Source organism: Algoriphagus halophilus (genome assembly GCF_900129785.1).
Lineage (GTDB): Bacteria > Bacteroidota > Bacteroidia > Cytophagales > Cyclobacteriaceae > Algoriphagus > Algoriphagus halophilus.
In genome coordinates, this window is record NZ_FSRC01000001.1 from 2,460,728 (window position 1) to 2,486,831 (window position 26,104).

Below are 26,104 nucleotides of genomic sequence, written 5' to 3' on the forward strand. Positions count from 1 at the left end.
AGACCTCTAGAACTTAATAATACAAGATAACTCTGATCTTTGTTAAAGATTGTTCCTTTTCTTGGCCGAACTAACTAAATTGCGGGCAAAGAAATCTCCCAAAATCCATGAAGCAATACCACGATTTAATGAGAAAAATCCTTGAAGAAGGAACTCAAAAAGGCGATAGAACCGGTACAGGAACCAGAAGTATATTTGGTCATCAAATGCGTTTTGATTTATCTGAAGGATTCCCTTTAGTCACTACCAAAAAACTACATTTGAGATCTATCATTGTGGAATTGTTATGGTTTTTAAGAGGGGATTCGAACATCGGCTATTTGAAAGAAAATAAAGTCTCTATTTGGGATGAATGGGCTGATGAAAATGGGGATTTAGGTCCTGTATATGGATATCAATGGAGACATTGGCCTGATGGAAAAGGGGGAGAAATTGACCAAATCAAAAATTTGATCCATCAGATCAAAACCAAGCCGGATAGTAGAAGGCATATTGTCAGTGCCTGGAATGTTGCCGATGTGGACCAAATGGCGCTACCACCTTGTCATACCATCTTCCAATTCTATGTAGCCGATGGGAAACTCTCTTGCCAATTGTACCAAAGAAGTGCAGATGTGTTTTTGGGTGTTCCTTTCAATATTGCCTCTTATGCCTTATTTACTATGATGATCGCTCAGGTCTGCGACCTGAAGTTGGGAGATTTTGTCCATACGTTTGGTGATGCACATTTGTACTCCAATCATATTGAGCAAGCAGAATTACAATTAAGTAGAGAACTAAGACCACTTCCAACCATGAAAATCAATCCGGAAGTGAAAGACATTTTCTCTTTTAAATTAGAAGATTTTGAATTAGTGGGATATGATCCCCATCCACATATCAAAGCGGCCGTGGCCGTGTAGCATCCTGAGAATCCACATTTCTTTGATGCGCATTAAAAAAGCCCTTGGGAAGATTTTTTCCCAAGGGCTTTTTGCACTATTCGAGTATTGAAAGGAACCGATCCAATTCGGTTTGATTATTCCAAATGAGTGTATGGGAATGTCCAAAATGACTGAAAAACATGGCGTACTCATTCGACTTGATACAATGAGCAGTTTTTGAATTTCCCTCCAGATTATATTTTTCAAGGAAGCTGTTCACCAATTGACGGTGAAAATCACCATAATCATATTTTCTGGTGAAAACCGCAAAGGTTTCTCCGTCTACTTGGTACACATAGATGCTCACCGAACGATGTTGATGCTTGGTCACATATCGCTTCACCAGGTAGTTGTTATGATTCACCCTAAAGGTGGCTTCATGGGTAGGTATCAATTGCTCCACTGAAAAATTTTTCTTTTCCCAACAGGGTTTAAAATTCACCTGTTTTAAAGATTGAATGGGGGATTTAAGAAGCTCATGCTTGATACTTCTTAAAGGGGCTAAAGGGTCTAAGGTTGAAAACTTTTTTTGACATGCCAGCTTTACCTCTATTTCCCCTAAGGTTAGCTTTTTGATCTTGTAGCCAGTGACAATGGATTTAATTTTGTTGTACATGAAAAGTAAATGATAAAATGGGTAATAGAATTAACCATAAATATAAATTAAAAAGCACTTAATGTCATTAAAAATGTAATTTAAAAACTAATTGCTTGTTTATTAGGTATAAAAAAAAGGGTCTGGAATGTTTCCAGACCCTTTATATCAACGGATCTTTTTCTAGTTAATTGTCACTCAGTTCATATTTGAGTGTTTTCCCTTTCTCTACAGCAGGAAGTCCTTCGGTCATCCACAAAGGAGCAGGTGCTCCTTTCAGGTAATGATCAAAGAATTGGCTTAATCTCATTGACAAATCCTTGCGATTTCTACGATTGACCAAATTGTGGTCTTCCCCGTTGTACTGTAATAACCAAGCAGGTTTACTTAATCGCTTTAATGCCATAAACATTTCTATCCCTTGATACCATGGAACGGCTCCATCTTCATCATTATGCATGATCAATACAGGGGTTTCTACTCTATCCATAAAAAACAAAGGTGAATTCTCTATGTAATAAAGTGGCTTCTGCCATAAAGTACCACCAATTCTTGACTGGGTCTGTTCATACTGAAACATCCTACTCATACCGGTACCCCAACGGATCCCACCATAGGCAGAAGTCATGTTGACTACTGGGGCTCCAGCTCCTGCAGCTTTGAACATATTGGTCTGTGTAATTAAATAGGCCACTTGATATCCACCCCAACTCTGACCTTGAATGGCCATATTATCTGCATCAACAAATCCTTTTGCAACGACTGCCTGGACTCCAGGAATGATACAGTTATAGGCACTTGGTCCGGGTAATCCCAACTCATACTTGATATCCGGAACAAACACGACATATTCATTGCTTACAAAATAGGGGATGTTGATGGTGGAAGCACTAGGAGCCGGTGAGCGATAGGAATATAGTCCATCACTACTTCTTTCATAAAAATAGACCATCATCGGATACTTCTTAGTAGGATCAAAGTTTTCAGGTTTGAACAAGATCCCTTGAAGTGGGGTGCCGTCATTGGCCAAATAAGAAACCAATTCGGAAGTACCCCAATTAATCGTGGCTTGCTGGGGATTCAGGTTGGATGCTTTGGTTAGATTTTGGAAGGTCAAATCTGTAAGATATACATCCGGATTTTCTACATAGGTAGATTTTCTTACCAATACCTCCTCAGAATTTTTGGCCTTTGTCAATCCATAATAACGATTTGGAGTAAAAATCAGCTTTTTAGGTGCAGTCTTCGCATCTATTCTTGTTGAGTAATACCCTGATTCCTTGGTCATTTCATGGAAAGCATTTAAGATCAACGGTTCTTCCGGGTCAATACTCAACACCTCTCTATCAAGAACCTCCACTCGAAATTCAATTTTGTTCTTTCTTCCTTCTCCCAGTGTAATCCTGGATGCGGCCCCTGGATTTTTTGGGTCAATTTTCCAGATATCATAGCGGTCATTAATCAAAATAGCTTCATCCTCATCCAACCAACCGCTAGAACCATAACTTCCAGGATTAGATGGGGAATCATGGAGTTCTTCATAGAAAGGCACATCAAGACCAGCTGTTAAATTGATTTTTTCTTCACTCTGAATATCATAAGCTACCCATGCACTATCTCTACCTGCATACCAATAAACATACTTCCCTCCAGGAGAAATACTTGGGAAACCACTTACATCTTTTTCAATGAGCTTTCTGGAACCATCCTTGAAATCAACTAAATAAACATCCCTGCCAATTTGAATATCCCAGCTGTAATTCCTTTCATAGGGAGCATTGGTAGTTCCTAACCCAACCTCTCTCGTAACTTTATTCTCCAATGAAACATCCTGTAAATCCGGAGTTTCTAATTGAGCTATTTTTCCGGAATTCAACTCCATGGTGGCCAAATAAGACCTGCTTTCCTCCCTGGATTTTCTTTTTAATTGCATAGGCTGAATCTGGGAATCCTGCCATCCCCAAATATCCAATCTTGGTCTTTCGTCATCCAAAATGGTACTATCCTCTTCATACGGATAATCGATGTATTCTGGAGCCGTCCCAAAAAATATTCTGGATTCATCTTCAGAAAACTTCAACGAGCCATTTTCACTGATCCTACCGTTTTCTACTATACCATCGGTGTGCTCATCAGCAATTTGACTCAGACTCTTATTTTCAATATCAAAAAGCTGCAGCTGATAATAAGGCTTTTTGGCCTTCGTGGAATCATCCGAAGTCAGGAATGCCAAATACTTTGATTGGGGAGAAAACTTATTCATGGTATAAGAGGTCATCCCCTGATGGATTTCCTGACTTTCCCCTGTGGCTAAGTTCAAAATATGAATTGCCGCATTGTCTAGGGTATCTTCCTCTGCCAACTCAAAATGAAAATAATCCCCATTTGGTGCAAACCCATAAGACTTTACGCGTTCAAATTCAAATGACTGATCCCCACTAAGACTTCGGACAAGCAGTTTCGTTCCATCTGTCTTTTTGGGTTTTTCTGCTTTCGAGGTAGAGTCCGCAGGGTCTTTCTTCGCAGGTTTTTCTTTTTCAAAGAGAATGGCCACCCAGCTGCCTTTTTCGCTTGGAGTATCAAAGGACTTTACCCTGGCATATTTTTCTATTTCCCCAGTGCTCATTTCATAAATGAAAAGGCTGTCTGTAGGCATATCCTCCTTTTTTGTCTTTTTCACTTTGAGCAAATGAACAGTATCCTCTTGAGGAAGGATTTTCCCTACCACGAACTGATCGTCGGCGGTGAAACTAAAGGAGGTGCCTCTTGGGATGACATATTTGTTATCCGGATTTTTAAAGGGAAAAATTTCAATTCTTCCGTCCCCTTCCTGTGGAGAAATCTGATAGCTTACCCAACGTCCATCCTTGGTGATTTTTTCTGATCTGAGACTTTCCCAGCCATCGTAGTCCTGATGCGTCAAGGATCTTTTCTGTTGGGCCTCCAGATGGTTGATAAGGCCCACAAAAAAGAAACAAATCACTACTATTTTTTTAATCATAGTTGCTTATTTTAATGTAAATTCTTTCTCAAAATACCCTCCTCTCGTAGAGGACAATCTAATTTTCCCGGAAACTTCTTCGGATGTTTCCACTTTCACTTTGAACATAGCTGATTTCTTCTCCCCTACACCAGTATACCCTGCATAAATAGTTTTATCATACAATGCAGGAGTAATGATTTTAACCTTGGCTTGCTCATACCCTTCGGTCAATTCTTTCTCAAAGCTTAAGGACACTCGATCCTCCTGAACAATTTTGACCAATTTGGCCTGCTCCAGGGCTACAGGCAGACTTCCTGTATTCTCCCAATTCAATGTGATTTCGAATTCGCCATTTCCTAAATTGGCTACATCCAAAGAAGATATCGTCAACTGAGGCAGCTTTTTGGCCATGGCGAGATTAAATAGGGCCTGCTTTTTGGCCCAATTTTCCAATTGCCAGGTAGGTCCGTTTTGTCCAAAGAATTTTGGGTGAAATCCACCAATTTCCACTTCTCCCAACACAGGGTGCTGGAAAGGTGTCCATGATTTAAATCCTTTGCCTCCGTTTTCTTCCTCATCCCATCTTAGACCATCAAAATCATCATAGATGCCGTCTCCATTGTAATCCTTCATGGCTCCATTGTTCCAAAGCTCATCCCCATACCAGATACTCCCATAATAGAAATATCCAAAATCAGGTCCGTGACCAAACAATGGGCTTGGTTTTAAGGGATCACCAGTCATGCTATTCACTTTGTATCGAGTAGCATAGGTTTCATACACATCTCCCGCCCATGGATAGGCAGTGAAGGACAACCCTAATTCATCCATTTCCTTATAAATCTCCAAATCTTCCGGGTACATCCTTTCTTCTGCTTTAGAAGTAGATGGGGCTCTCAAATGCATAGGAACTCTCGTATCCATTGAATTGACCACCGAGATATTTGGATGGCTCAACATCCATAATACGGTATACCTGGATTCCAGCTCACTCATCGGGTATTCACCAGCTCCATATTGGGTATACCCGCGGCCTGTTAAATCTCCACCAATATCCGGCCTCCAGTTTTCGGGGTAATTCCTATGCAAGTCCAAACCACCAATACCATCTTCATTATAGGAACCATCACCATCATTATCATAGCCTTCGGTATACACCAAGTATTCGCCTTTCCCCGGGAAAGTCCTTTTCATTAGCTTTTGACTAGGATCTTCAGGATCAACAATGAAATTGGCCTTTTTCTTCTCCTCTTCTGTTACCGCCTTTTTCCTCATTTGATAAATAATACCATCTCCATCCAAGTCTTCTTCCGGATCCTCGTCAATCAATCCATCCCTGTCATTATCATGAGGTTTAACTGTGCTCCTATTTCTCTGTTCTGTTCTTAAGTAAAGATTGGATCCATCCGGATTGTTTTGGGGACGCAGATAAATTGCCTTGGTATCCACCAGTTTTGTGATCTCTGGATCAGTACCATAATTCTCAAGGATGTGTTGGGTCAGCCAAAGTATAGACTCACTGGAGGTGATTTCACCAGAATGTCTTCCTCCTTCAAAATAAGCTGCAGGCTTGTCGGTATCTTTCCCTGTTTCCTTATTGGTAATCGTCATTTGAAGAATGGGTCTTCCTTCAAAGGATTTTCCCACTTCATACACTTCTACGATGTCCGGATATTGTTCAGCCCAGGTAGTATACCAATGATACATCACATCTACGGTGTGGTATTGGTCAAATGTCAATTGCTCTCCTGGAGTATACTGAACTTCTGGGAAGGTGAATTTTTTAAAAAACGAAGGCCCGTGCCGCTCTCCTGAAACCGTATAAAACTTGGATTTGGAATTTTCTTCTGGAAAAATTTTGTCTGGAACAAATGATTTTACCTGGGAAAATGATGCATTTGCGGACAAAGCAATGCAGATAATCAGTAACGTTTTTTTCATTGGGTCTGTGGTTGTTTTACTCAAAATAAATAGAGTAGGGATAAACCACCCAACCGCTCAAAAAAAAGCCTGACTTATTTGAAGGATATCTATTTTCGAATGGTCAATTCAAAGACTTCTGGATTATAATAGGCATAACCAGGTACTGGTTTGCAATCAGGAAGTTTGCGAAGCATGTGATCCAATCGCTCTTTAAGTCCATGATCTACCTCCCCTAAAATCTCGAAACCACTCAATCTCCCTTTTGAATTGATTTGAAGCAAAACTTTTACTTCCTCTAAAGCAGCTGATTTTTTTGTCCTGAATAGAAAGGGGGAATAACTATCTATCATATCCAAAGTATACTCAGGCCAAGTCCAATGTGAATTTAAATTCCGGGCAACATTTTCCTCGATCATCGTCAGAGGTTCAATCTTTAACTTTTCAGCTTTTAATCCTTCCTCTTCATGAGTTTCTTCTTCCAGGTTGCGAAAGCTTAATCGATTATACTGAATGTAATTGATTCTGGTATCCGGGAAATCACCGGAATTCTGTGCTTTTAATTCACCACTGGTTAATGGAAACAGGACCGTAAGTCCTAAAAGGGCCAAAGAAGAAAAAATCCGAAAAATTACTTTTGAGTGCATAGTTGTAAGATATTCAACAAAAATACATGAATAAAACTTTCAAATGCAATTTTTTGTATTTTAAATTTCAAAATAGCAACAAAAAAGTCTTGCCATCAGCAAGACCCTTTTCAGAATATAAACCCAAATATAACTTTAGAGATTAAAAGTTTCTAGTTTTTTATGATCGAACATTTGGCTATTCGAAAATCAACCAATTTTAATTTGATCATTCAAGATGAAAACCAAATATTCAACTATTGTTTCATCTAGCTCCCAAAGTAAATAGATTTATCATTCAATTACAAATTGAAAAAAAAATTTTGGTATTTTTTGAAGAACCTCTAATTTACAGGCACATTCATTAACAATCATCTAAATCCAATAACCGAAAATGGATAAAATTTTAGATATCGACAACATAGACCTAAAAATCATCTCCTTATTAAACGAAGATGCGAAGACCCCTTACACGGAAATTGCCAAAAAAGTTTTCGTTTCATCCGGTACCGTTCACGTTCGAATGAAGAAGTTGGAAGATATGGGAATTGTGAAAAGTGCCACACTCAACATAGATTTCTCAAAATTAGGATATGACATTTCAGCATTCTTGGGAATCTATCTCGAGAAGAGTTCTCTTTATGACAATGTCATTGAAAAATTAAAAACCATTTCTGAGGTAGTAAGTGCTTATTATACTACAGGTAACTATTCCATTTTTGCAAAGATCATCTGTCGTGACACCAATCACTTGCGTTTGGTTTTGGACAATATCCAAAAGGTGGAAGGAATAGACAGAACCGAAACATTAATCGTCTTGGAGGAGAGCATTAATCGACCCATTCAATTCTTTGACAAAGAGAAATAACTCTATTTGGATTAAATCTAAATAAATAAAAATCAGTCTTTTGAGACTTTTCAAAAAAAATAAGTGTTGAAAATTCAGCACTTATTTTTGCTTTTATAGGGCCAAATTGAAGCAAAACACCCCTTTTTATTGAATTATTATATCAATCATAGATTTTTCGAATGATTCTGAACATAATTTTTTCATTATATGTTGTACCTTCGCAGTTAAAATGTAATTAGTCTAAATAACTTAGCTAATATGAGCAAAGACAATCAGATTTTAGAAGAATTTACCTCCAAAGAGTACGAACACGGCTGGTCTGTAAATTTTGAGGCGGATGAAGCCCCAATCGGACTCAATGAAGAAATCATTCAATGGATTTCTGCCAAGAAGGAAGAACCACAATGGTTGCTTGAATGGAGATTGAAGGCTTTCAAAACCTGGCAAAATATGACTGAGCCCAATTGGGCCAATGTCACCTATCCTAAAATTGACCTTCAGAGCTTACGATACTACTCGGCTCCTAAGCAAAATAATAAGCCTAAATCATTAGATGAAGTGGATCCTGAATTGCTTCAGATCTATGAAAGATTAGGAATCAACCTGAATGAGCAAAAGAAACTTCAAGGAATCGCTGTAGACGCAGTCTTGGATTCAGTTTCTGTGGCAACCACGTTCAAGGGTACCTTATCTAAACTTGGTATTATTTTCTGCTCCTTCAGTGAGGCCGTCAAAGAACATCCAGACCTGGTAAAAAAATACCTGGGTTCTGTGGTTCCAATGACTGATAATTATTACGCAGCACTGAACTCAGCAGTATTTTCCGATGGTTCTTTCTGTTATATTCCAAAAGGGGTAAGATGCCCTATGGAACTCTCTACTTATTTCAGAATTAATGCCGCTAATACCGGACAGTTTGAAAGAACGTTGATCGTGGCAGAAGATGATTCCTATGTTTCTTACCTAGAGGGCTGTACTGCTCCTCAAAGAGATGAAAATCAGCTGCATGCTGCCGTAGTGGAGATTTATGCATCCAAAAATGCAGAAGTCAAATATTCCACCGTGCAGAACTGGTTCCCTGGTGATAAAGAAGGAAAAGGCGGTATCTACAATTTTGTGACCAAAAGAGGGATATGTGCCGGAGATCATTCTAAAATTTCTTGGACTCAGGTAGAAACCGGTTCAGCAGTTACTTGGAAATACCCTTCTTGTATTTTGAAAGGAGATAACTCCATTGGAGAATTCTACTCGGTAGCTGTTACTAATAATTACCAGCAAGCAGATACTGGCACCAAAATGATTCACATTGGTAAAAACACCAAATCGCGAATTGTATCCAAAGGTATCTCTGCAGGGAAATCCCAAAACTCGTATAGAGGACAGGTCCAAGTGATGAAAAGAGCGGATAACGCAAGAAATTTCTCACAGTGCGACTCCCTATTGATGGGTGATAGATGTGGGGCTCATACGTTCCCTTACATTGACATCAACAACTCAACTGCGAAAGTGGAGCATGAGGCGACTACTTCAAAAATTGGTGAAGATCAGCTTTTCTATTGTAATCAGCGAGGAATTTCTACAGAAGATGCAGTAGCCCTGATTGTCAATGGTTACGCAAAAGAGGTATTGAACCAATTGCCAATGGAATTTGCTGTAGAAGCTCAAAAGTTACTTGCTCTTACATTGGAAGGTTCCGTTGGGTAAGTGAGTTTAAAAATTAGAAATTGAAAGATTAAGACGAATATGTTAAGTATAAAAAACCTGCATGCCTCCATCGAAGGAACACCTATTTTGAGAGGTATCAATTTGGAAGTTAAAGCTGGTGAAGTTCATGCGATTATGGGACCAAATGGTTCCGGTAAATCTACATTGGCTTCTGTATTGGCTGGAAGAGAGGAATATGAGGTGACCGAAGGAGAAGTATCTTTCAAAGGAAAGGACCTGTTGGATCTGGCTCCTGAAGATAGAGCTAGAGAAGGAGTATTTCTTGCATTTCAATATCCTGTAGAAATCCCTGGAGTAAGCTCTACTAATTTCCTTCGAACTGCTGTCAACCAAGTAAGGGAGTACAGAGGCTTGGAGGCCTTGGATGCAGTGAAGTTCTTGACCATGATGAAAGAAAAGATGAAGTTGGTTGAAATCGACCAAAAACTGCTAAGCAGGTCTTTGAACGAAGGGTTTTCAGGAGGTGAGAAGAAAAGAAATGAAATTTTCCAAATGGCCATGCTTGAACCTACGCTTTCTATTTTGGATGAAACCGATTCAGGCTTGGATATCGATGCATTAAGAATCGTTTCAAATGGAGTGAACCAACTGAAATCCAAGGATAATGCAACCATCGTTGTAACTCACTACCAACGTTTATTGGACTACATTGTACCTGATTTTGTACATGTGCTTTACAAAGGAAAAATTGTAAAATCCGGCACCAAGGAACTGGCTTTGGAATTGGAAGAAAAAGGCTACGACTGGATTAAAGAAGCCGTAGATTCTGAGGCAACTGTCTGATATTCGCATCAACCCCAAAAACATGAGTACGCTGACTAAGGAAAATCTATTTGAAGGATTTTTGGAATCTTCTTTTGCCGGATTTGAAAAAATCAGGGAAGAAGGTAAAGTCTGCTTCACCAAGCAAGGCCTTCCATCTCTCAAATCAGAAGAATATAAATTTACTTCAATCGCCAAAAAGCTGGAGCAATCTCTTACTTCTATTACCGGAGCTAAGCCTTTTGAGGTTAGTCCCGAAGAAGTGAAAGCTAGTATCCCAACAGGGTTTGAAGGTTCTGTATTGGTATTTGCCAATGGACATTTGCAACAACACCTGTGCCTGGAAGCTGAAAGTCTAAATTTCTCTCCCCTACACGAGAAATCCGATGTAGCCATTGGAAGTATTGCTAAGGCTGAAAAAGATCCTTTTGCTGCCTTAAATCAAGCTTCTTTCGAGGGCGGAGTTTTTATTTCCATTCCCAAAAAAGAAGTGGTAGAAAAGCCTATTCTATTGCTTTCTTTCAATAAGAGCAAGGAGGGCGATGTTATTTCTCCTAGAGTGTGGATTGAAGCAGGTGACTTTGCCGAGGTAACTTTTATTACCCATACGATCAATAAGAGTGACAAGCCTTATTTTGTCAATAAAGTAGTAGAAATTAAAGGAGGCTTAAACTCTCAGATTAGATACTACAGGCTACAAAATGAAGGAAAGAATGCCATCGAGGTAAGTAATATTGAAACAAACCTTCTTCAGGATTCCCGATTTACTTCTGTGACGATCTCCCTTTCCGGAGAAATGGTAAGAAATAACCTTTCCCTGAATCTCCTGGGAAGTAATTCAGAAGGAAACATGTATGGAATATATCTTCTGAATGGTAAAACACATGTAGATAATCATACCAATGTGGACCATACCATTCCCCATGCAGAATCCAATGAATTGTATAAAGGAATCTTGGCAGATCAATCCAGAGGGGTTTTCAATGGTAAAATCTTCGTAAGACAGGATGCTCAAAAAACCAATGCGTTCCAACAAAACAATAACATCCTCCTTTCTGAAGATGCAATTGTGAATACCAAACCACAATTGGAAATCTGGGCAGATGATGTGAAGTGTTCCCATGGCTGTACTACTGGTCAACTGGACGAGGAAGCTTTGTTTTACCTACAAGCGAGAGGAATCGATAAATTACAAGCGAAAGGATTACTCCTTTATGCATTCGCCGGAGAGGTATTGGAGCATATCCATAATGACAGCTTTAGAGAGTACTGCATCAACTTGGTACAAAATAGGCTTGGGAGTAATTTCTAATGATTGAATGAGTTTCCCTATTGATAAAATTAGACAACTGTTCCCCATACTTCATCAAGAGGTACATGGGAAGCCTTTGATCTATTTTGACAATGCAGCCACCACGCAGAAGCCAAAAGCGGTCATTGACTCGTTGAATGGATATTACCTTCATGATAATGCGAACATTCATAGAGGGGCCCACGCCTTAGCAGATCGATCTACCCGATATTTTGAGGATACGAGAGTGGCTGTTCAGCATTTTATAAATGCCAAAGAGTCCGCCGAAATTATCTTCACAAAAGGTACCACTGAAAGCATCAATTTAGTTGCCTACACATTTGGAAGAAAATTCATCAATCAAGGCGATGAAATCATTATATCCACTTTAGAGCATCATTCCAACATTGTTCCCTGGCAACTACTTTGCGAAGAAAAAGGAGCGATATTAAAAGTAATCCCTATTAATGATGCCGGGGAAATCCTTTTTGAAGAGTTTGAGAAACTTCTCAGCCCAAAAACCAAATTGGTCAGTGTGGTGCACGCTTCAAATGCGTTGGGAACAATCAATCCCGTAGAACGGATGATTGAAGCGGCTCATGCCGTTGGTGCCAAAGTCCTCTTGGATGGAGCGCAATCCACCAGTCATTTGGAAATAGATGTCCAGAAATTGGACTGTGATTTCCTTGCGTTATCCGCACATAAATTATACGGACCTACTGGCCTTGGGGTACTTTATGGTAAAAGAGAAATTTTAGAATCTATGCCTCCTTTTCAGGGAGGTGGTGAAATGATCAAGGAAGTAAGTTTTGAAAAGACTACTTTCAATGATATTCCATTCAAATTTGAAGCAGGAACTCCAAACATCGGAGACGTCATCGCATTTAAGTATGCATTGGATTTTATCCGTGAAATTGGAAAACCCCAAATTAAAGAGCATGAAGATGGTTTGTTGGCTTATGCCAATGAATTACTTTTGCCGATCAAAGGCTTTATCCCCGTGGGTACTGCGGCTGAAAAAGTAAGTGTGCTATCATTTAACATCCATGGAATGCATCCGTTTGATGTAGGTGTGATGTTGGATGCAAGAGGAATTGCCGTAAGAACTGGTCATCATTGCACGCAACCTTTAATGAAAAGACTTGGTCTCGAGGGAACTGTTAGAGCTTCATTTGCTGTTTACAATTCCAAATCAGAGATTGAACAATTGGCCGAAGGCGTTGCCAGAATCGCAAGAATAAAAAATAAATGAGCAGTATTCAGGAAATTCAAAATGAAATAATCAGTGAATTTGAAATCCTTGGGGATGACAAAGAGAGTACCATTTATTATATAATGGAACTTGGTGCCAACCTTGAAAGTTTTCCTGATAACGAACGGGTGGAAGAAAATATCATCAAGGGTTGCCAATCAAAAGTTTGGCTAATCGCAGATGATAAAGATGGGAAAGTCCATTACCAAGCTGATTCGAATACAGATATAACCAAAGGACTGATTTCATTGTTAATCAGAGTGCTGAATGACCGGACTCCGAAGGAAATCATCGACGCTGATTTAGATTTTATCAATCGAATAGGCATGGGTGGCATAATTGGAAGTCAACGTTCCAATGGGCTAGCTGCAATGATCAAACAAATGAAATTGTACGCATTGGCCTTACAAACCAAACAAAACGCCTAATCCATGGAAACTGAAAACAATACAAGTGTGGGACAAATAACAGATTTGAAGGAGAAAGTAGTGACTGCTATCAAACAGGTTTATGATCCTGAAATACCTGTAGACGTTTACGAATTGGGGCTGATTTATGAGATTACAGTATACCCTGTAAACAATGTTTATGTACTCATGACATTGACATCTCCGAATTGTCCTTCAGCGGAATTTATTCCTTCAGAAGTGAAGGATAAAATCCAGCAGATTCAAGGTATTAGTAATGTGGAAGTAGAACTTACTTTTGATCCGCCTTACTCTCAAGATATGATGTCTGAGGCGGCAAAATTAGAATTAGGTTTTTTATAAATAGACTTTAAATAATAGAACATATGTATCCAGAAGAATTAATTGCTCCCATGAGAGCAGAACTTTCTAATGAAGGTTTTGAGGAGTTTAGAACAGCCGATATCGTTGCTGAAAAACTTGGTCCAGACCAAAAAGGAACCACATTTGTAGTAGTAAACTCAGTATGTGGGTGTGCGGCAGGAGCTGCAAGACCTGGAGTGAAATATGCTTTAGATCATGCAAAAGTAAAACCTGATGTCCTGGGAACTGTATTTGCAGGAAATGATAGAGAGGCAGTGGAGAAGTTCAGAGAAATCGTGCTTCCTTACCCTCCTTCTTCCCCAGCTATGGCCTTGTTCAAAGACGGTGAATTAGTTCACTTTATTGAGCGTCACCACATCGAAGGAAGAAATGCCAAAATGATTGGCGACCACCTAGTGGAAGTATTTGAGCACTTTTGTGCTTCATAAAAATAGCCCTGCGGGGCTTTTTTTATTCAACGAATGGAGATGGCTGGTTTATTGGATAAAAAACATGCAGTTCATTCTTCAAAATATCCTATAACCTTTCTGCGATTAAGCCAGTTTATCAATTAATCGAAGAATTATATCTCCCTTAATACAATTATCGTCCAAAAAACAACATGCTTTTATTAACTTAACCCCGAATTTCTAAGTTTTTTCTTAAGAGCAATCCAAACAAACCTGTTATATGTCTGAATCCGCTAAGTTGTCCTTCAAAGGACAAGAGTATGAATTCCCGGTTATTACCGGCACAGAAAATGAATCTGCAATTGACATTGCAAAGCTTCGAGGAGCTTCCGGTTTAATCACCCTTGATCCGGGATTCAAAAACACTGGTTCAACTACTAGTGCAATTACATTTTTAGATGGTGAAGAAGGTATACTTCGCTATAGAGGTTACAAAATTGAAGATCTTGCAGAAAAGTCAACTTTCTTGGAGGTCGCTTACTTATTGATTTATGGTGAGCTTCCTACCCAGGCGGAGTATGAGTCCTTTTCGAAAGAAATCACTCACCATACACTCGTACACGAAGACATCAAAAAAATCCTGGAAGGTTTCCCTTCTAACTCTCACCCAATGGGGGTACTTTCTTCTTTGATCTGTTCTTTAACGGCTTTCTATCCGGAATCATTGAACCCAAATAGAAGTGAGGAAGAAGTAAATATGAGCATTATTCGCCTATTAGCGAAAATGCCAACATTTGCTACTTGGGCTTATAAAAATGAAATCGGTCATCCGGTAAATTACCCTGACAATTCATTGGATTACTGTTCGAACTTCTTAAAAATGATGTTCGCACTTCCTGCTGAGAAATATGATGTAGATCCTGTTGTTGCTTCTGCTTTGGATAAATTATTGATTTTACATGCAGACCATGAGCAGAACTGTTCTACTTCTACGGTAAGAATTGTGGGTTCTTCTCAAGCCAGTATATATGCTTCTATTTCTGCAGGCATCAATGCTCTTTGGGGTCCACTACACGGTGGAGCAAACCAATCAGTGATCGAGATGCTTGAAGCGATCAAAGCAGATGGCGGAGATGCTAAGAAATACCTTGACAAAGCAAAAGACAAAAATGATCCATTTAGATTAATGGGCTTTGGACATAGAGTTTATAAAAACTTCGATCCAAGAGCTAAAATCATTAAAAAAGCTGCTGATGATGTATTGACTAAATTAGGTGTAAATGATCCAGTTTTGGATATCGCTAAAGAATTGGAGCATGCTGCATTGAATGACCAATACTTTATCGATAGAAAGTTATATCCTAACGTAGACTTTTATTCTGGTATCATCTATAGAGCACTTGGAATTCCTACCGATATGTTTACAGTGATGTTTGCATTGGGAAGACTTCCAGGATGGATCGCCCAATGGAAAGAAATGCGTGAAAATAACGAGCCTATCGGACGTCCAAGACAAGTCTATGTAGGAGCTAACGAACGCGAATATGTATCTATGAATAAGAGATAAATTATCTTTGAATAATGATAGAAAAGGCGAGTTTTAATGCTCGCCTTTTTTTATGCCTTTACATTTTATTTATTCTAAAATTGGCGCAATATTTGGAAACTAGAATAGCCTAAACCAGTTTACCATGAAATTAGAAAATCTAAATCAAGCGATTGATTTAACGAAGAAATTTACGCAGAAGCCTTCTAATGAAGAGCTCCTCAAACTATACGGCCTATATAAGCAGGCCACCGAAGGGGATAACGTGGGGGAAAAACCAGGGGGATTCGACTTCAAGGCTGCTGCAAAATACCACAGTTGGTTAAACTTAAAAGGCAAGTCTAAGTCTGAGGCTGAAAAAGAATACATTGCATTGGTAGAAGAACTTTCTAAGTCTTATTTATAAAAAAAGCAGGTCTGAAAATTTTCAGACCTGCTTTTTCTCTGTTAATACTTAGGTTATTTTTTTCCGTATTTGGAACCAAACGGAGTTCTTTTGATCATATAACTAATTCCATTTTCATAGGAATTCACATCGCTACCAAACACATGTCTGGAATCCGAGTATAAGTTTGTACCCTGATTGTTGAAAAGTCTAAAGTCTACAGAAGTATCATATTCAATGGTGGTAGAAGAACTTGATGAGGTAAAAGCACTTCCTTTGGTTCGTTCATCAGACTTTCCTCTGTTAGTATCTGTTTTTTCACGCTCGTTATAAGTAGTACCGGAGCTGCCATAAGTAGAGGCGCCTTTATTTGTTAGGTTAACAGTACCATAAACCACATACTCCACCCCCAACAAATTCGCTACTTCTGCAGGTGTCATGGAAGTAATATTGGATTGATCTATATTCTTCTTGGCTAGCAGTGCGTTGGTAGTCACAGGGTCTTGCAAAATCAGGTTTCCATATTGCTCTCGAATAGAATTAGCAGTGGTGTTTTGAGCTAGATTACTCAAAGAGTTAGCATCCATACTTGGATCATTGCTAATAAACTGAAAGGGTAAAACGGCGATTTTATTATGGGCATCTGCCGCATTTGCAGGAGCAGGTAAGGTGCTTACCGTTGCTCCAGTTTCAGCGACCTCAAATACTTCCTCCCTCCCACTGGAAAATTGGATCTTCGCTACATCTGTTTTTGGAATTTCATAATCAAATTCTTCGCCTATATACCTGAATTTGACAAGTGAGGTAGTGATCCCCGTTACTTTACCTTCTTTCTTCTCCCCGCTTTTTAAGAATAAAACGTCCGTTTTATCCTGCGCATACAATTCATGACTTGGGGAAAACCCCATTGCAAAAAAAATAAAAAAAAGCACATAAAATGCCCTTTGGAAAGCTTTCATATCTTTTAGTGACTTATTTCAATTGAAAATACAAAATATATGGTTTGATCAAAAAACCGGAAAAAGTAATAATTTGTTTTAATCCCTTTTACCCATACTAGATGCAATAATTGACCCTGCAATCAATTGCTGAATATGATAAAGCATGACTGGAAGTAATACCAATCCTAAAATTGCAGGATCCGGAAAAATCACCTTCCCAATCACTACACCCTGAACCAATGATTTTTTAGATCCGCAAAAAAGAGCGGTAATTTTATCCTCCCTGGAAAACCTCAAAACCCTGCTTAGGAGTTCTACCACTCCCATCACCAAAAAGAATAATCCCAACATGGTCACACTTACCTCAGCGAGTGTTGAATAGGTATAAGGTGAAAACACCTGTTGGGCAAAAGACTCCGCAAAAGAGGTGAAAACTATGATCATAATGACTGTCTGATCCAGGTATTTCACCTTCGCTATATGACTTTGGATTTTCGGGAATAACCAATTATGGCACAATATCCCTAAAATCACGGGCAACAGTACTTTCACCGACAACTCTCCTAAGGTGGCCGCAAAGTCAATCTCAAAATTGGAAGAGCTCCCCAAGACTTCCATCCATGCAGGTGTGATAATCACTCCCAACAAACTGGAAATACTTGCATTGAAAATTGCTCCTGGGATATTCCCTTTTGCAATGGAAACCATCACGATGGAAGCACTTACCGTGGAAGGCAACACAGAAAGATAGGAGATCCCCAGTCTAAAATCCTGATTGATAAAAGGTAGAAGATTAAAAATCAACAACACTAAAAGGGGAAATAGCAGGAAGGTAGTCAATTGTATCAGTACATGTAACTTCCAGTTTTTTAACCCTGATTTCAATTGTTGGGGATTTAATTTGACCCCATAAAAGAAAAATACAAATCCAATCCCCACATTGATGATGGGTTTCCAAGGAACCGTGGATTCTGAGGAACCGAACACCGGGAATAAATAGCCCAAAAATATGGCTGCAAATATTCCTAATAAAAACCCATTAATTCCGACCTTATTTAAGGTACCTAGTAATTTCCGAATCATTAGACACCCAACCTACTAAAATTGTCACACAGTATTGCAGTGGCAATTGCTACATTCAATGACTCGGCATTTCCAGACCCGGGGATGGTCAATTTATTGGTGACCATGGGAGCAAGCTCCTCTGAAATCCCTTTGGACTCATTCCCCATTAAAAGTATACCAGGATTCACCTGGTCTAACTGATGAATATTCTCTCCATCTAAATAAGCTCCATATACAGGACATTCCCACTGAGCAAAAACCTTTGCCAAATCCCCATAATAAAACTTCACTCTTGTGAAGGAGCCCATACTTGCTTGAATGACTTTCGGATTATAAAATTCCGCAGTTTGCTCGGAGAAAAGTAAATGCTTGATCCCATACCAATCAGCAATCCTGATAATGGTTCCCAAATTCCCAGGATCTCTCACATCATCGAGCGCTATCACCAACTCATCCTGGGGTTGATCAAAATAGTGATTGGGTTTCATACAAACTACCGCCAATGCACTGTCGTTACTTTGGAATTGCCCAACACTTTCCAATTGTTTTTGGGTTACATTCAACAGCTCACCCCGGTAGGATTGCATGGTTTCTTCATTACTTTCCATGAATTGATCTGTGGCAAGCAGCAATTCAATCTTAAAATCCGAATCCATGACCTCTAAAACTGATTTTTCTCCTTCTAAAAAGAACTTTTGTTCTAGGTTTCGGTATTTCTTTTGATGTAAGGTTTTTATAAACTTAACTGTATTTTTGCTAAGCATTCCGATCTATTCTCCCGTTTTGAAATTCATCAAATATATACTTTTTATCTGTGTCCTTTTAGTCCAGGCAGGCTGTTCTGTGACTAAAAACATCCCTGAGGGTGAATATGTGATCTTTCAAAACGACATCACCGGCCTTGACCAGGTAAATCAAGGAGATCTGTACCCCCTACTCATTCAGGAACCCAATACAAGAATCCCATTGACCAACATTTCTTTGGGAGTGAATATTTACAGGTTTGGAAAAAATTTTTATGACAGTGCGAAAGTTGCAGGAAAACTAGAGCTGAAGAAAGAAGCACTAGATTCCATTAGAAGGGCACGTGGAGAAAACCCTGACAACAGGAAACTGATTAAAAAGCAAGACAAGTTAGAATCAAGAGTGGAGAGCTTGGAGAAGAAAGCTGAATTTGGAAATCTGGTCATGCGAACCGGAAATCCTGCTACAGTTTTAGACAGTGCAGACACCAAGGTTTCTACCACCGAAATCAGAAATTACCTCTACAACAGGGGGTACATGGATGTTTCCACCAATTTCAAAGTGGAAACCAAAAAGAAAAAAGCATTTGTAACCTATGAGGTAGAAGAAAATGAACCTTACCTCATCGACTCTATCTATGTCAGGTCTGATAATGAAGAAATTTTAGGGTTATTGAATAGCTCAAAACCTGAAAGCCATCTAAAGCTTCATGAAAACTACAATCAAAACAACATCGTAGCGGAGAGAAACAGAATTGAAGACCTTCTGAAAAACAACGGGTTTTTCATGTTTTCGAAATCATTTATAGAATACAATGTATTTCAGGATACAAGCAAGAAATCGGTGGTCATTGAAGAATTGATCAGAAAACCCACGTTTGCGGAGAAACATGAGGTATACACCATCGATTCCATCTACTTCCGGGTAAACCCACCCAGCAATGATTTCATCGATCAAAAAATTTCAAGAAGCTATAGAGATATTGACTTTTCATTTTATAAGGATCGTTATTCAGAAAAAATATTCTCCTCAAGAGTATTCTTGGATAGTGGCAATGTGTATAACAGATCTGAGGTATTAGAATCCCAAAGACAATTAAACAACCTAGACTTATTTCGATTTGTAAACATTTCTTTTGATACTGTTGGGACTTCACTCACTGCCAAAATTCAAACACAACCCAACCAAAAATATCAACTGACGAATCAATTGGGACTTAGCATTACTGAACAGTTGCCTGGCCCATTTTTCTCTGCCTCTCTTAGGAATAGAAACTTTTTTAGGGCTGGGGAAATCTTGGAATTCAATTTTAGAGCTGGATTGGAAGGGGTAGCCTCCGCTACTGATCAAGGGGTTTATCAAAGCCGGGAAATAGGAACGTCAGCTTCTGTGATATTCCCAAGATTCTTAATGCCTTTCTCTCCAAGAAGTCTGGAAAGATACGGTAGATACAATCCCAACACCCGGACCCTGATCGGATTCAACTATACCAATAGACCGGAGTACACCCGCTCAGGTCTCAACGGGTTAATTTCTTACACCTGGGCCACCAGGTCCAATCGACAGCAATACACGTTCAACCTGCTGGACATCAATTACATACGAACACCACAAATCACCCAGGACTTCCTGGATGTATTAGAGGAATTAGCCAACCAGGGGAATAACTTAATCTGGTCATTTCTTCCTTCTATTGTGAGCAGTATTTCCGGTCAAACCATCATTAATTTCAACCGATATGGTGAATTTGAAACCAACCGCTCCTCCCTATTAAAACTATTCGTTGAAAGTGGTGGTACCTCATTTAACTTTTTTAATGCACCCTCCAATAACGAAACCACAGACTTTGCAAGGTTCCAATGGCTGAAACTACAGGCAGATTTTAGGAAATACCTACCAATAGATAAAAAGCAAACTTTTGCTTATCGCTTGAATTTTGGAATTGCCCAGCCCTATGGAGTTAGTAATGGGATTTTACCCTATGAAAAATACTTTTTTGCGGGAGGTGGTACCAGCATCAGGGCTTGGCAGGCAAGACGTCTTGGTCCCGGAAGCTATACTCCTCCATTGAATGAAAACGGATACTTTGATTATCGATTTGAGCAACCTTCTGAGATGATCATAGAATCCATGCTCGAGTACCGAAGAAAACTGGTGGGGTATTTTGACATGGCCTTATTTATAGATGCCGGAAATGCCTGGAATATCGGGGTGGAAGATTCAAGACCAGGTGGTGATTTCCGGATCAATCGGTTTTATAAGGAAATTGCCGTTGGAACAGGAATCGGACTCCGAATGGATTTTGACTTCCTGATTATCAGGCTTGATATGGCCACCAAAGCCATTGACCCAGCAAGGCCTGAAGGGGAACGATGGATTCTCAATAAATTAAGTTTTAAAAGACCCTTGGGGGAAAAAGGGCAAACAGTGTTTAACTTTGGCATTGGCTACCCTTTTTAATTCAAATCAGATTATGGCTAGAAAAAGCAAGGAAGAGATTTCTAAAATATACCAAGGTATTCAAGACCTTATTTGTAACCAGCTTGAAATCGGGGATGGAAAAGGGAAATTCCTGGAAGATAAGTGGGAAAGACCTGAAGGCGGTGGTGGGAGAACACGGATTTTTCAGGGAGGGGAAATAATTGAAAAGGGAGGTGTTGCTTTTTCAGCAGTTCATGGACCAACCCCCACTAAAATCCTGGAAAAATTGAAGCTGGAGAAAGCAAATTTCTATGCCACAGGGGTATCGATCGTATTGCACCCAAAAAACCCCATGGTCCCTATCATTCATATGAATATCCGCTACTTTGAAATGGATAATGGGGTGCACTGGTTTGGAGGGGGGATAGACCTCACCCCTCACTATATCAATTTGGAAGATGCTTCTTACTTTCATTCGGAAGTAAAAAAAGTCTGTGATGAATTCAATCAAGATGCTTATCCAACTTATAAAAAATGGGCCGATGACTACTTTTTTATCAAACACCGGAATGAAACAAGGGGGATTGGTGGGATTTTTTATGACCATTTGAGAGCCAGTTCAGATCAGGAATTTGAGGATATTCTGAATTTCAGCCTCAACGTGGGAAAACTGTTTCCAAAGGTTTACACTCATTTGATGAAAAAAAACCATCAGATTCCATACGGCCCAAATGAAGTGGCTTGGCAGAAATTAAGACGGGGTAGATATGTGGAGTTCAATTTGGTCTGGGATGCAGGTACAAAATTTGGCCTGGACACCAACGGAAGAACCGAAAGTATCTTAATGAGTATGCCACCGGAAGCGAGTTGGGAATACATGCATCAACCAGAAATCGGTAGTGAAGAAAGCTTTACTTTAAAGCATCTAAATAAGGGAGTGGACTGGATAAACTTTTCTTTATGATTGAGACCATCAAAAAATGGGACGAGAGTCTCTTCATTTTTTTAAATTCTTTCCATTGGGATTGGATGGATCCTATCATGTACCAAATTTCTCAAACGGTAACATGGATCCCCTTTTATGCCCTTTTAATCTATTTTATCTACAAAGCTGACCCGAAAACCAGCTGGTGGGTGTTTGGCGGAATTGCATTATCCATTCTTATTGCAGACCAGACTACCTCTGGCTTCATGAAACCCTTCTTCGAACGCCTGAGACCTTGCCATGATGAGCGCTGGGAGGGTATCATGCACAATTATGAAAGATGTGGAGGGCTCTATGGTTTTGTTTCTTCACACGCCGCAAATACTTTTGCCGTCGCTACATTCCTGAATCTCAAAGTAGGTAAAAACATCAAGCATCTAAAATGGCTGTTTCTTTGGGCTGCGATTATTTCCTACACCCGGATTTATTTAGGTGTACACTACCCTGTTGATGTGTTGATTGGGGCATTCATAGGCTTTTTAGCTGGATTGATCAGTTGGTTTTTCATTGTATTTATCAAGAGAGAAATCCTCAAATCATTGCTCAAATAGGCAGAATCCATAGAAGTAAGGACTGACAGTGCAGGTTGATTCGAATCAGATATTTTTAATAATTGGGAGGTTTCATTTAATCATCTAAAGAATAATTGTTACTTTTTCCTTATTATTAAAGTACTATTCAGATCCATTCAGTTGATTTAACCTTATTTACAGTGAAAAACACCTTTCTATTTCTGGCTCTATTTATCATTTCAGGATGTGCCATGGCACAGGAATTAAGAGTAAATACCTATGGTGGGTATATATTCAAGGACAAAGTGGATTCTTACTATTCTAGTTCCTCCTATTTCAATGGACAAATCCAAGATGGTTTCCGATGGGGTGCAGGTCTGGAATACCACATCCCGAACCGGGGTGCCATAGAAATCCAATATTTGAGACAAGACACCAGTGCCCCTACTACCTACCTTGACACAGGTTTTCAAGGAGGACCGAGATTCACAGATTTTGACATGGCGATTAACTGGATCATGTTAAATGGAACAAGGTATTTCCCTGTATCTGAAGTGGTGGAACCTTTTGCCGGTGTGGGAATAGGAATGGGAATTTTCAATGTCAGCAACCCTGACACCCGAAATAGCAGCTCCGCTACAAAATTCTCCTATAACATTCGAGGTGGAGCCAACTTTTGGTTGTCCACGAATGTCGCTTTTAGGGCACAGGCAAGTTTATTCTCTGCCACACAAGCCATTGGAGGAGGGCTTTACTTTGGTACAGGAGGTTTAGGAGCAGGACTTTCTTCCTATAGTTCCTTATTCCAGTTCGGTTTTGAAGGAGGGCTGGTATTTAGAATCCCTGGGAGTTAAAATTCTTTTCTTGGAAAAATCATAAAAATGCATTGGGAAAATATCATATTCTCAATGCATTTTACGTTCTTTGCCTTCGCAAATTTCAAAATCAGAATTTTAATGGATTTCTTTAGGGACTCACCTTTTCCAAATACCTTCAAACACCTGCTCGGACTATCTCTAATCCTACTAAGCTTTGGTACCGTCGCACAGGAAAAAGATTCAATCCAACAGGAACCCGTTTTAAAAGAAAAACCCATTAGACACACATCCAAAGGTTTTGTTTTTACTACGGCAGATGAAAAATTTGAATTACAAATCGCCAGTAGACTCCAGTTTAGATTTGCTGTTCCTGATGATCAAGACCCTATCACTTTTAATGATTTTAATAATCAGGATGTAAAACTGTTCAAAATCAATAGAGCACGTTTAAAAATAGGCGGTCATGCATACCAACCATGGTTAAAATATTACTTTGAGTATGAACTAGGCCAAAGTATCTTATTGGATTTTCGGTTTATGGTTGAAAAATTCCCTTGGTTAAAATTTAAAGCCGGCCAATGGAAAGTTGAATTCACCCGAGAGCGTTTCATAAGCAGTGGTAGCCAACAACTGGTAGATAGATCGTTGTTAAATAGATTCTTTACCGTGGATAGGCAACAAGGGTTATCTATCTATGGAAATTTAGATGGCGGAGGAGCTGCAAACTTTAATTATTGGCTTGGAGCTTTTACAGGAACAGGAAGAGGATCGAGATTTAATGATGATTCCAAATTGATGTATTTTGGGAGATTCCAATGGAATTTATTGGGAAGAGAAGTCCCATTTTCAGGTGGTGATGTATCTATTTCGGAGAAACCAGCTGCTTTGATTGCAATTGCAGGAATCACCAACACCAGCCCCTATACCAGGTTCTCTAGTTCGGGAGGAGGAAATTTGGCAGGATTTGAAGGCACAAACGATGGCCAATACACCATCAAGCAGTATAATATTGAAACCGCTTTTATTTACAAAGGGTTTTCTTGGGCCAGTGAATTCCATAGAAAAAACATTGTAGATAATTTTGAAGACAGTGGGAGCACTACCTTAGGAGGCGTGTACATCACTGCCGGGTATTTCCCGAATCAAGTGGTTGATTTTTGGCCAAAACCGTTGGAAGTGGCCATGAGATATGCAGTGATTAGTCCAGACTTGTCTATTTCACAAAATAAACAAAGGGAATTGGCTCTTGCATTTAATTGGTTTTTTGTGGGACATTTGAATAAACTTACCACAGAAATCACGAAATTCACTTTTGAGGATAAAGAACTTCCTCAAAGTGATGAATTAAGATTTAGGTTGCAATACGATATATCCTTCTAATGAAACAACTCCTGACTATAATCATTTTTCTAATCCACTTTGGAAATAGTTATGCTCAGGACTCTGTTACCTACCAACCAAATCAAATTAGGGACTTCAAAATCGTCCCCTTGCCTGCCATAGGCTCCAATCCTGCCAATGGTTGGTTATTTGGTGTTGCTCCATCTGCTACTTGGCGCATGGGCAATCCTGAAGACACCCATTTATCCAATTTGGTGGGGAATTTTTTATATACCACTAAAAAACAATGGATTTTTAGTGCTAGATCGAACATTTTCCTTTCTGAAGACAAATGGATTTTATGGGGAGATTGGAGGTATTTTATCACTTCACAGCCTACGTTTGGATTGGGAAGTGACGCACCAAATGCCCCCACAGAAAATCCTAATCAAACAGGGGTCCTTTGGGGTGAGCAGCAAATGGACTTTTCTTGGTTTAGATTCTATGAAGCAGTTTTAAAAAGAATCAGTGACTCTAAATTTTATCTAGGTATCGGTTACCACTTGGACATTTATTCCAAAATAGAGAATTTCCTTGATACGGAAACCGGGCCATCCGAATTGAGGTTTTCTCATGATTATTATAATGCTCAATTGGGGTTTAATGAAGATCGTTATACCTTATCTGGCATCACCATCAATGGACTATATGAAAATCGAGATGTAGCAGTCTCTCCTTATGAGAAAAATTTTGCACTGGTTTCTTATAAAATAAATCCAACGTTTTTGGGATCTGACAAAACTTCCTCCACCCTCCTCTTGGATTACCGGCATTACTTTAACTTAAGTGAAAAACGGAAAAGACACCTCATCGGAGTATGGGGATTAGGAAACTTTTTAGTTTCAGGTGATCTTCCTTATATGAGTTTACCTGCAATAGGCTATGACACTTTTGGACGGGGAGGAAGAGGCTATGCGCAAGGAAGATTTAGAGGAGAAACCATGGTTTATGCTGAAACTGAATATCGTTTCCCTTTACAAAAAGAGAAAGAAACGTTCGGAGGAACAGTTTTCATCAATGCCTCTTCTTTTGGAAGTAAAATGACCCAAGAGAAACTTTTGGAAAACATTAATGCGGCATATGGGGTTGGACTACGTGTGATGATCAATAAGGAAAACAGAACCACCATTACCGCAGATTATGGTTTTGGCAAAAAAGGAAATTCAGGATTTTACCTGAATGTGAATGAAACATTTTAAA

Annotated in this window: 24 protein-coding genes; 17 read left to right on the top strand and 7 right to left on the bottom strand. The window is 39.3% G+C overall.

Annotation, left to right across the window (positions count from 1 at the left end):
* Positions 1-107 precede the first annotated feature (107 nt).
* Positions 108-902: a thymidylate synthase gene (locus tag BUR11_RS10310; RefSeq protein ID WP_074224730.1), complete on the top strand. Its 795-nt coding sequence runs from the start codon at positions 108-110 to the stop codon at positions 900-902.
* 76 nt (positions 903-978) lie between these two features.
* Here BUR11_RS10310 and BUR11_RS10315 read toward each other — a convergent pair whose 3' ends face one another.
* From BUR11_RS10315 to BUR11_RS10330, 4 genes are all read right to left on the bottom strand, one after another.
* A complete protein-coding gene (locus BUR11_RS10315) occupies positions 979-1,539 on the bottom strand; it encodes a hypothetical protein (protein WP_074224731.1) in 561 nt (186 codons plus the stop codon).
* 166 nt (positions 1,540-1,705) lie between these two features.
* Positions 1,706-4,519 carry a S9 family peptidase gene (locus BUR11_RS10320; RefSeq protein WP_074224732.1) on the bottom strand — a complete coding sequence of 938 codons (2,814 nt, stop codon included), beginning with the start codon at positions 4,517-4,519 and terminating at the stop codon, positions 1,706-1,708.
* 6 nt (positions 4,520-4,525) lie between these two features.
* Complete coding sequence (locus BUR11_RS10325; RefSeq protein WP_074224733.1) at positions 4,526-6,442, bottom strand: M14 family metallopeptidase; 1,917 nt, start codon at positions 6,440-6,442, stop codon at positions 4,526-4,528.
* A gap of 89 nt (positions 6,443-6,531) precedes the next feature.
* Positions 6,532-7,068 (bottom strand): hypothetical protein, encoded by a 537-nt coding sequence (locus BUR11_RS10330; protein ID WP_084560925.1) that lies wholly within the window; start codon positions 7,066-7,068, stop codon positions 6,532-6,534.
* Positions 7,069-7,441: 373 nt separating this feature from the next.
* Between BUR11_RS10330 and BUR11_RS10335 the strand changes: the two genes are divergently transcribed.
* The 10 genes from BUR11_RS10335 to BUR11_RS10380 all read left to right on the top strand — a co-directional run bounded on the left by BUR11_RS10335 (position 7,442) and on the right by BUR11_RS10380 (position 16,059).
* On the top strand, positions 7,442-7,915 hold the full coding sequence (locus BUR11_RS10335) for an Lrp/AsnC ligand binding domain-containing protein (RefSeq protein WP_074224734.1): 474 nt from the start codon (positions 7,442-7,444) through the stop codon (positions 7,913-7,915).
* Between the two features lie 240 nt (positions 7,916-8,155).
* Positions 8,156-9,601 carry a Fe-S cluster assembly protein SufB gene (gene sufB, locus BUR11_RS10340; protein ID WP_074224735.1) on the top strand — a complete coding sequence of 482 codons (1,446 nt, stop codon included), beginning with the start codon at positions 8,156-8,158 and terminating at the stop codon, positions 9,599-9,601.
* 39 nt (positions 9,602-9,640) lie between these two features.
* Positions 9,641-10,405, top strand: a complete 765-nt coding sequence (gene sufC / locus BUR11_RS10345; RefSeq protein WP_074224736.1) for a Fe-S cluster assembly ATPase SufC — start codon at positions 9,641-9,643, stop codon at positions 10,403-10,405.
* A gap of 22 nt (positions 10,406-10,427) precedes the next feature.
* Positions 10,428-11,696 (top strand): Fe-S cluster assembly protein SufD, encoded by a 1,269-nt coding sequence (gene sufD / locus BUR11_RS10350; RefSeq protein WP_074224737.1) that lies wholly within the window; start codon positions 10,428-10,430, stop codon positions 11,694-11,696.
* Between the two features lie 7 nt (positions 11,697-11,703).
* Complete coding sequence (locus BUR11_RS10355; protein ID WP_074224738.1) at positions 11,704-12,927, top strand: cysteine desulfurase; 1,224 nt, start codon at positions 11,704-11,706, stop codon at positions 12,925-12,927.
* The gene (locus BUR11_RS10360; protein ID WP_074224739.1) at positions 12,924-13,355 is read left to right on the top strand and encodes a SufE family protein; all 432 of its coding nucleotides are present in this window, start codon (positions 12,924-12,926) and stop codon (positions 13,353-13,355) included. The genes BUR11_RS10355 and BUR11_RS10360 overlap by 4 nt, the downstream gene beginning before the upstream one ends.
* A 3-nt stretch (positions 13,356-13,358) precedes the next feature.
* Positions 13,359-13,697 carry a DUF59 domain-containing protein gene (locus BUR11_RS10365; protein ID WP_074224740.1) on the top strand — a complete coding sequence of 113 codons (339 nt, stop codon included), beginning with the start codon at positions 13,359-13,361 and terminating at the stop codon, positions 13,695-13,697.
* 23 nt (positions 13,698-13,720) lie between these two features.
* Complete coding sequence (locus BUR11_RS10370; RefSeq protein WP_074224741.1) at positions 13,721-14,146, top strand: BrxA/BrxB family bacilliredoxin; 426 nt, start codon at positions 13,721-13,723, stop codon at positions 14,144-14,146.
* 241 nt (positions 14,147-14,387) lie between these two features.
* Positions 14,388-15,674 carry a citrate synthase gene (locus BUR11_RS10375; RefSeq protein ID WP_074224742.1) on the top strand — a complete coding sequence of 429 codons (1,287 nt, stop codon included), beginning with the start codon at positions 14,388-14,390 and terminating at the stop codon, positions 15,672-15,674.
* A 124-nt stretch (positions 15,675-15,798) separates the two neighbouring features.
* Entirely contained in the window at positions 15,799-16,059 is a 261-nt protein-coding gene (locus BUR11_RS10380) for an acyl-CoA-binding protein (RefSeq protein ID WP_074224743.1), read from the top strand.
* A gap of 53 nt (positions 16,060-16,112) precedes the next feature.
* Here the strand turns inward: BUR11_RS10380 and BUR11_RS10385 are convergent, their stop codons facing one another.
* The 3 genes from BUR11_RS10385 to BUR11_RS10395 all read right to left on the bottom strand — a co-directional run bounded on the left by BUR11_RS10385 (position 16,113) and on the right by BUR11_RS10395 (position 18,808).
* Positions 16,113-16,997 carry a hypothetical protein gene (locus BUR11_RS10385; protein WP_074224744.1) on the bottom strand — a complete coding sequence of 295 codons (885 nt, stop codon included), beginning with the start codon at positions 16,995-16,997 and terminating at the stop codon, positions 16,113-16,115.
* A 78-nt stretch (positions 16,998-17,075) separates the two neighbouring features.
* Positions 17,076-18,062: a bile acid:sodium symporter family protein gene (locus BUR11_RS10390; protein WP_074224745.1), complete on the bottom strand. Its 987-nt coding sequence runs from the start codon at positions 18,060-18,062 to the stop codon at positions 17,076-17,078.
* Positions 18,062-18,808: an RNA methyltransferase gene (locus BUR11_RS10395; RefSeq protein ID WP_074224746.1), complete on the bottom strand. Its 747-nt coding sequence runs from the start codon at positions 18,806-18,808 to the stop codon at positions 18,062-18,064. Before BUR11_RS10395 ends, BUR11_RS10390 begins: the two co-directional genes overlap by 1 nt.
* Positions 18,809-18,827: 19 nt before the next feature.
* On the opposite strand from BUR11_RS10395, the gene tamL reads away from it, so the two are divergent.
* From tamL to BUR11_RS10425, 6 genes are all read left to right on the top strand, one after another.
* Positions 18,828-21,248, top strand: coding sequence for a translocation and assembly module lipoprotein TamL (tamL, locus tag BUR11_RS10400; RefSeq protein ID WP_084560971.1), 2,421 nt, complete (start codon positions 18,828-18,830; stop codon positions 21,246-21,248).
* A 13-nt stretch (positions 21,249-21,261) separates the two neighbouring features.
* Positions 21,262-22,173: an oxygen-dependent coproporphyrinogen oxidase gene (gene hemF / locus BUR11_RS10405; protein ID WP_074224747.1), complete on the top strand. Its 912-nt coding sequence runs from the start codon at positions 21,262-21,264 to the stop codon at positions 22,171-22,173.
* Complete coding sequence (locus BUR11_RS10410) at positions 22,170-22,745, top strand: phosphatase PAP2 family protein (RefSeq protein WP_074224748.1); 576 nt, start codon at positions 22,170-22,172, stop codon at positions 22,743-22,745. The genes hemF and BUR11_RS10410 overlap by 4 nt, the downstream gene beginning before the upstream one ends.
* Before the next feature lie 161 nt (positions 22,746-22,906).
* A complete protein-coding gene (locus BUR11_RS10415; RefSeq protein WP_074224749.1) occupies positions 22,907-23,560 on the top strand; it encodes an outer membrane beta-barrel protein in 654 nt (217 codons plus the stop codon).
* Between the two features lie 102 nt (positions 23,561-23,662).
* Positions 23,663-24,904: an OprO/OprP family phosphate-selective porin gene (locus BUR11_RS10420; RefSeq protein ID WP_074225211.1), complete on the top strand. Its 1,242-nt coding sequence runs from the start codon at positions 23,663-23,665 to the stop codon at positions 24,902-24,904.
* Positions 24,904-26,103, top strand: a complete 1,200-nt coding sequence (locus BUR11_RS10425; RefSeq protein WP_074224750.1) for a BamA/TamA family outer membrane protein — start codon at positions 24,904-24,906, stop codon at positions 26,101-26,103. The genes BUR11_RS10420 and BUR11_RS10425 overlap by 1 nt, the downstream gene beginning before the upstream one ends.
* The last annotated feature ends 1 nt before the right edge of the window (position 26,104 follow it).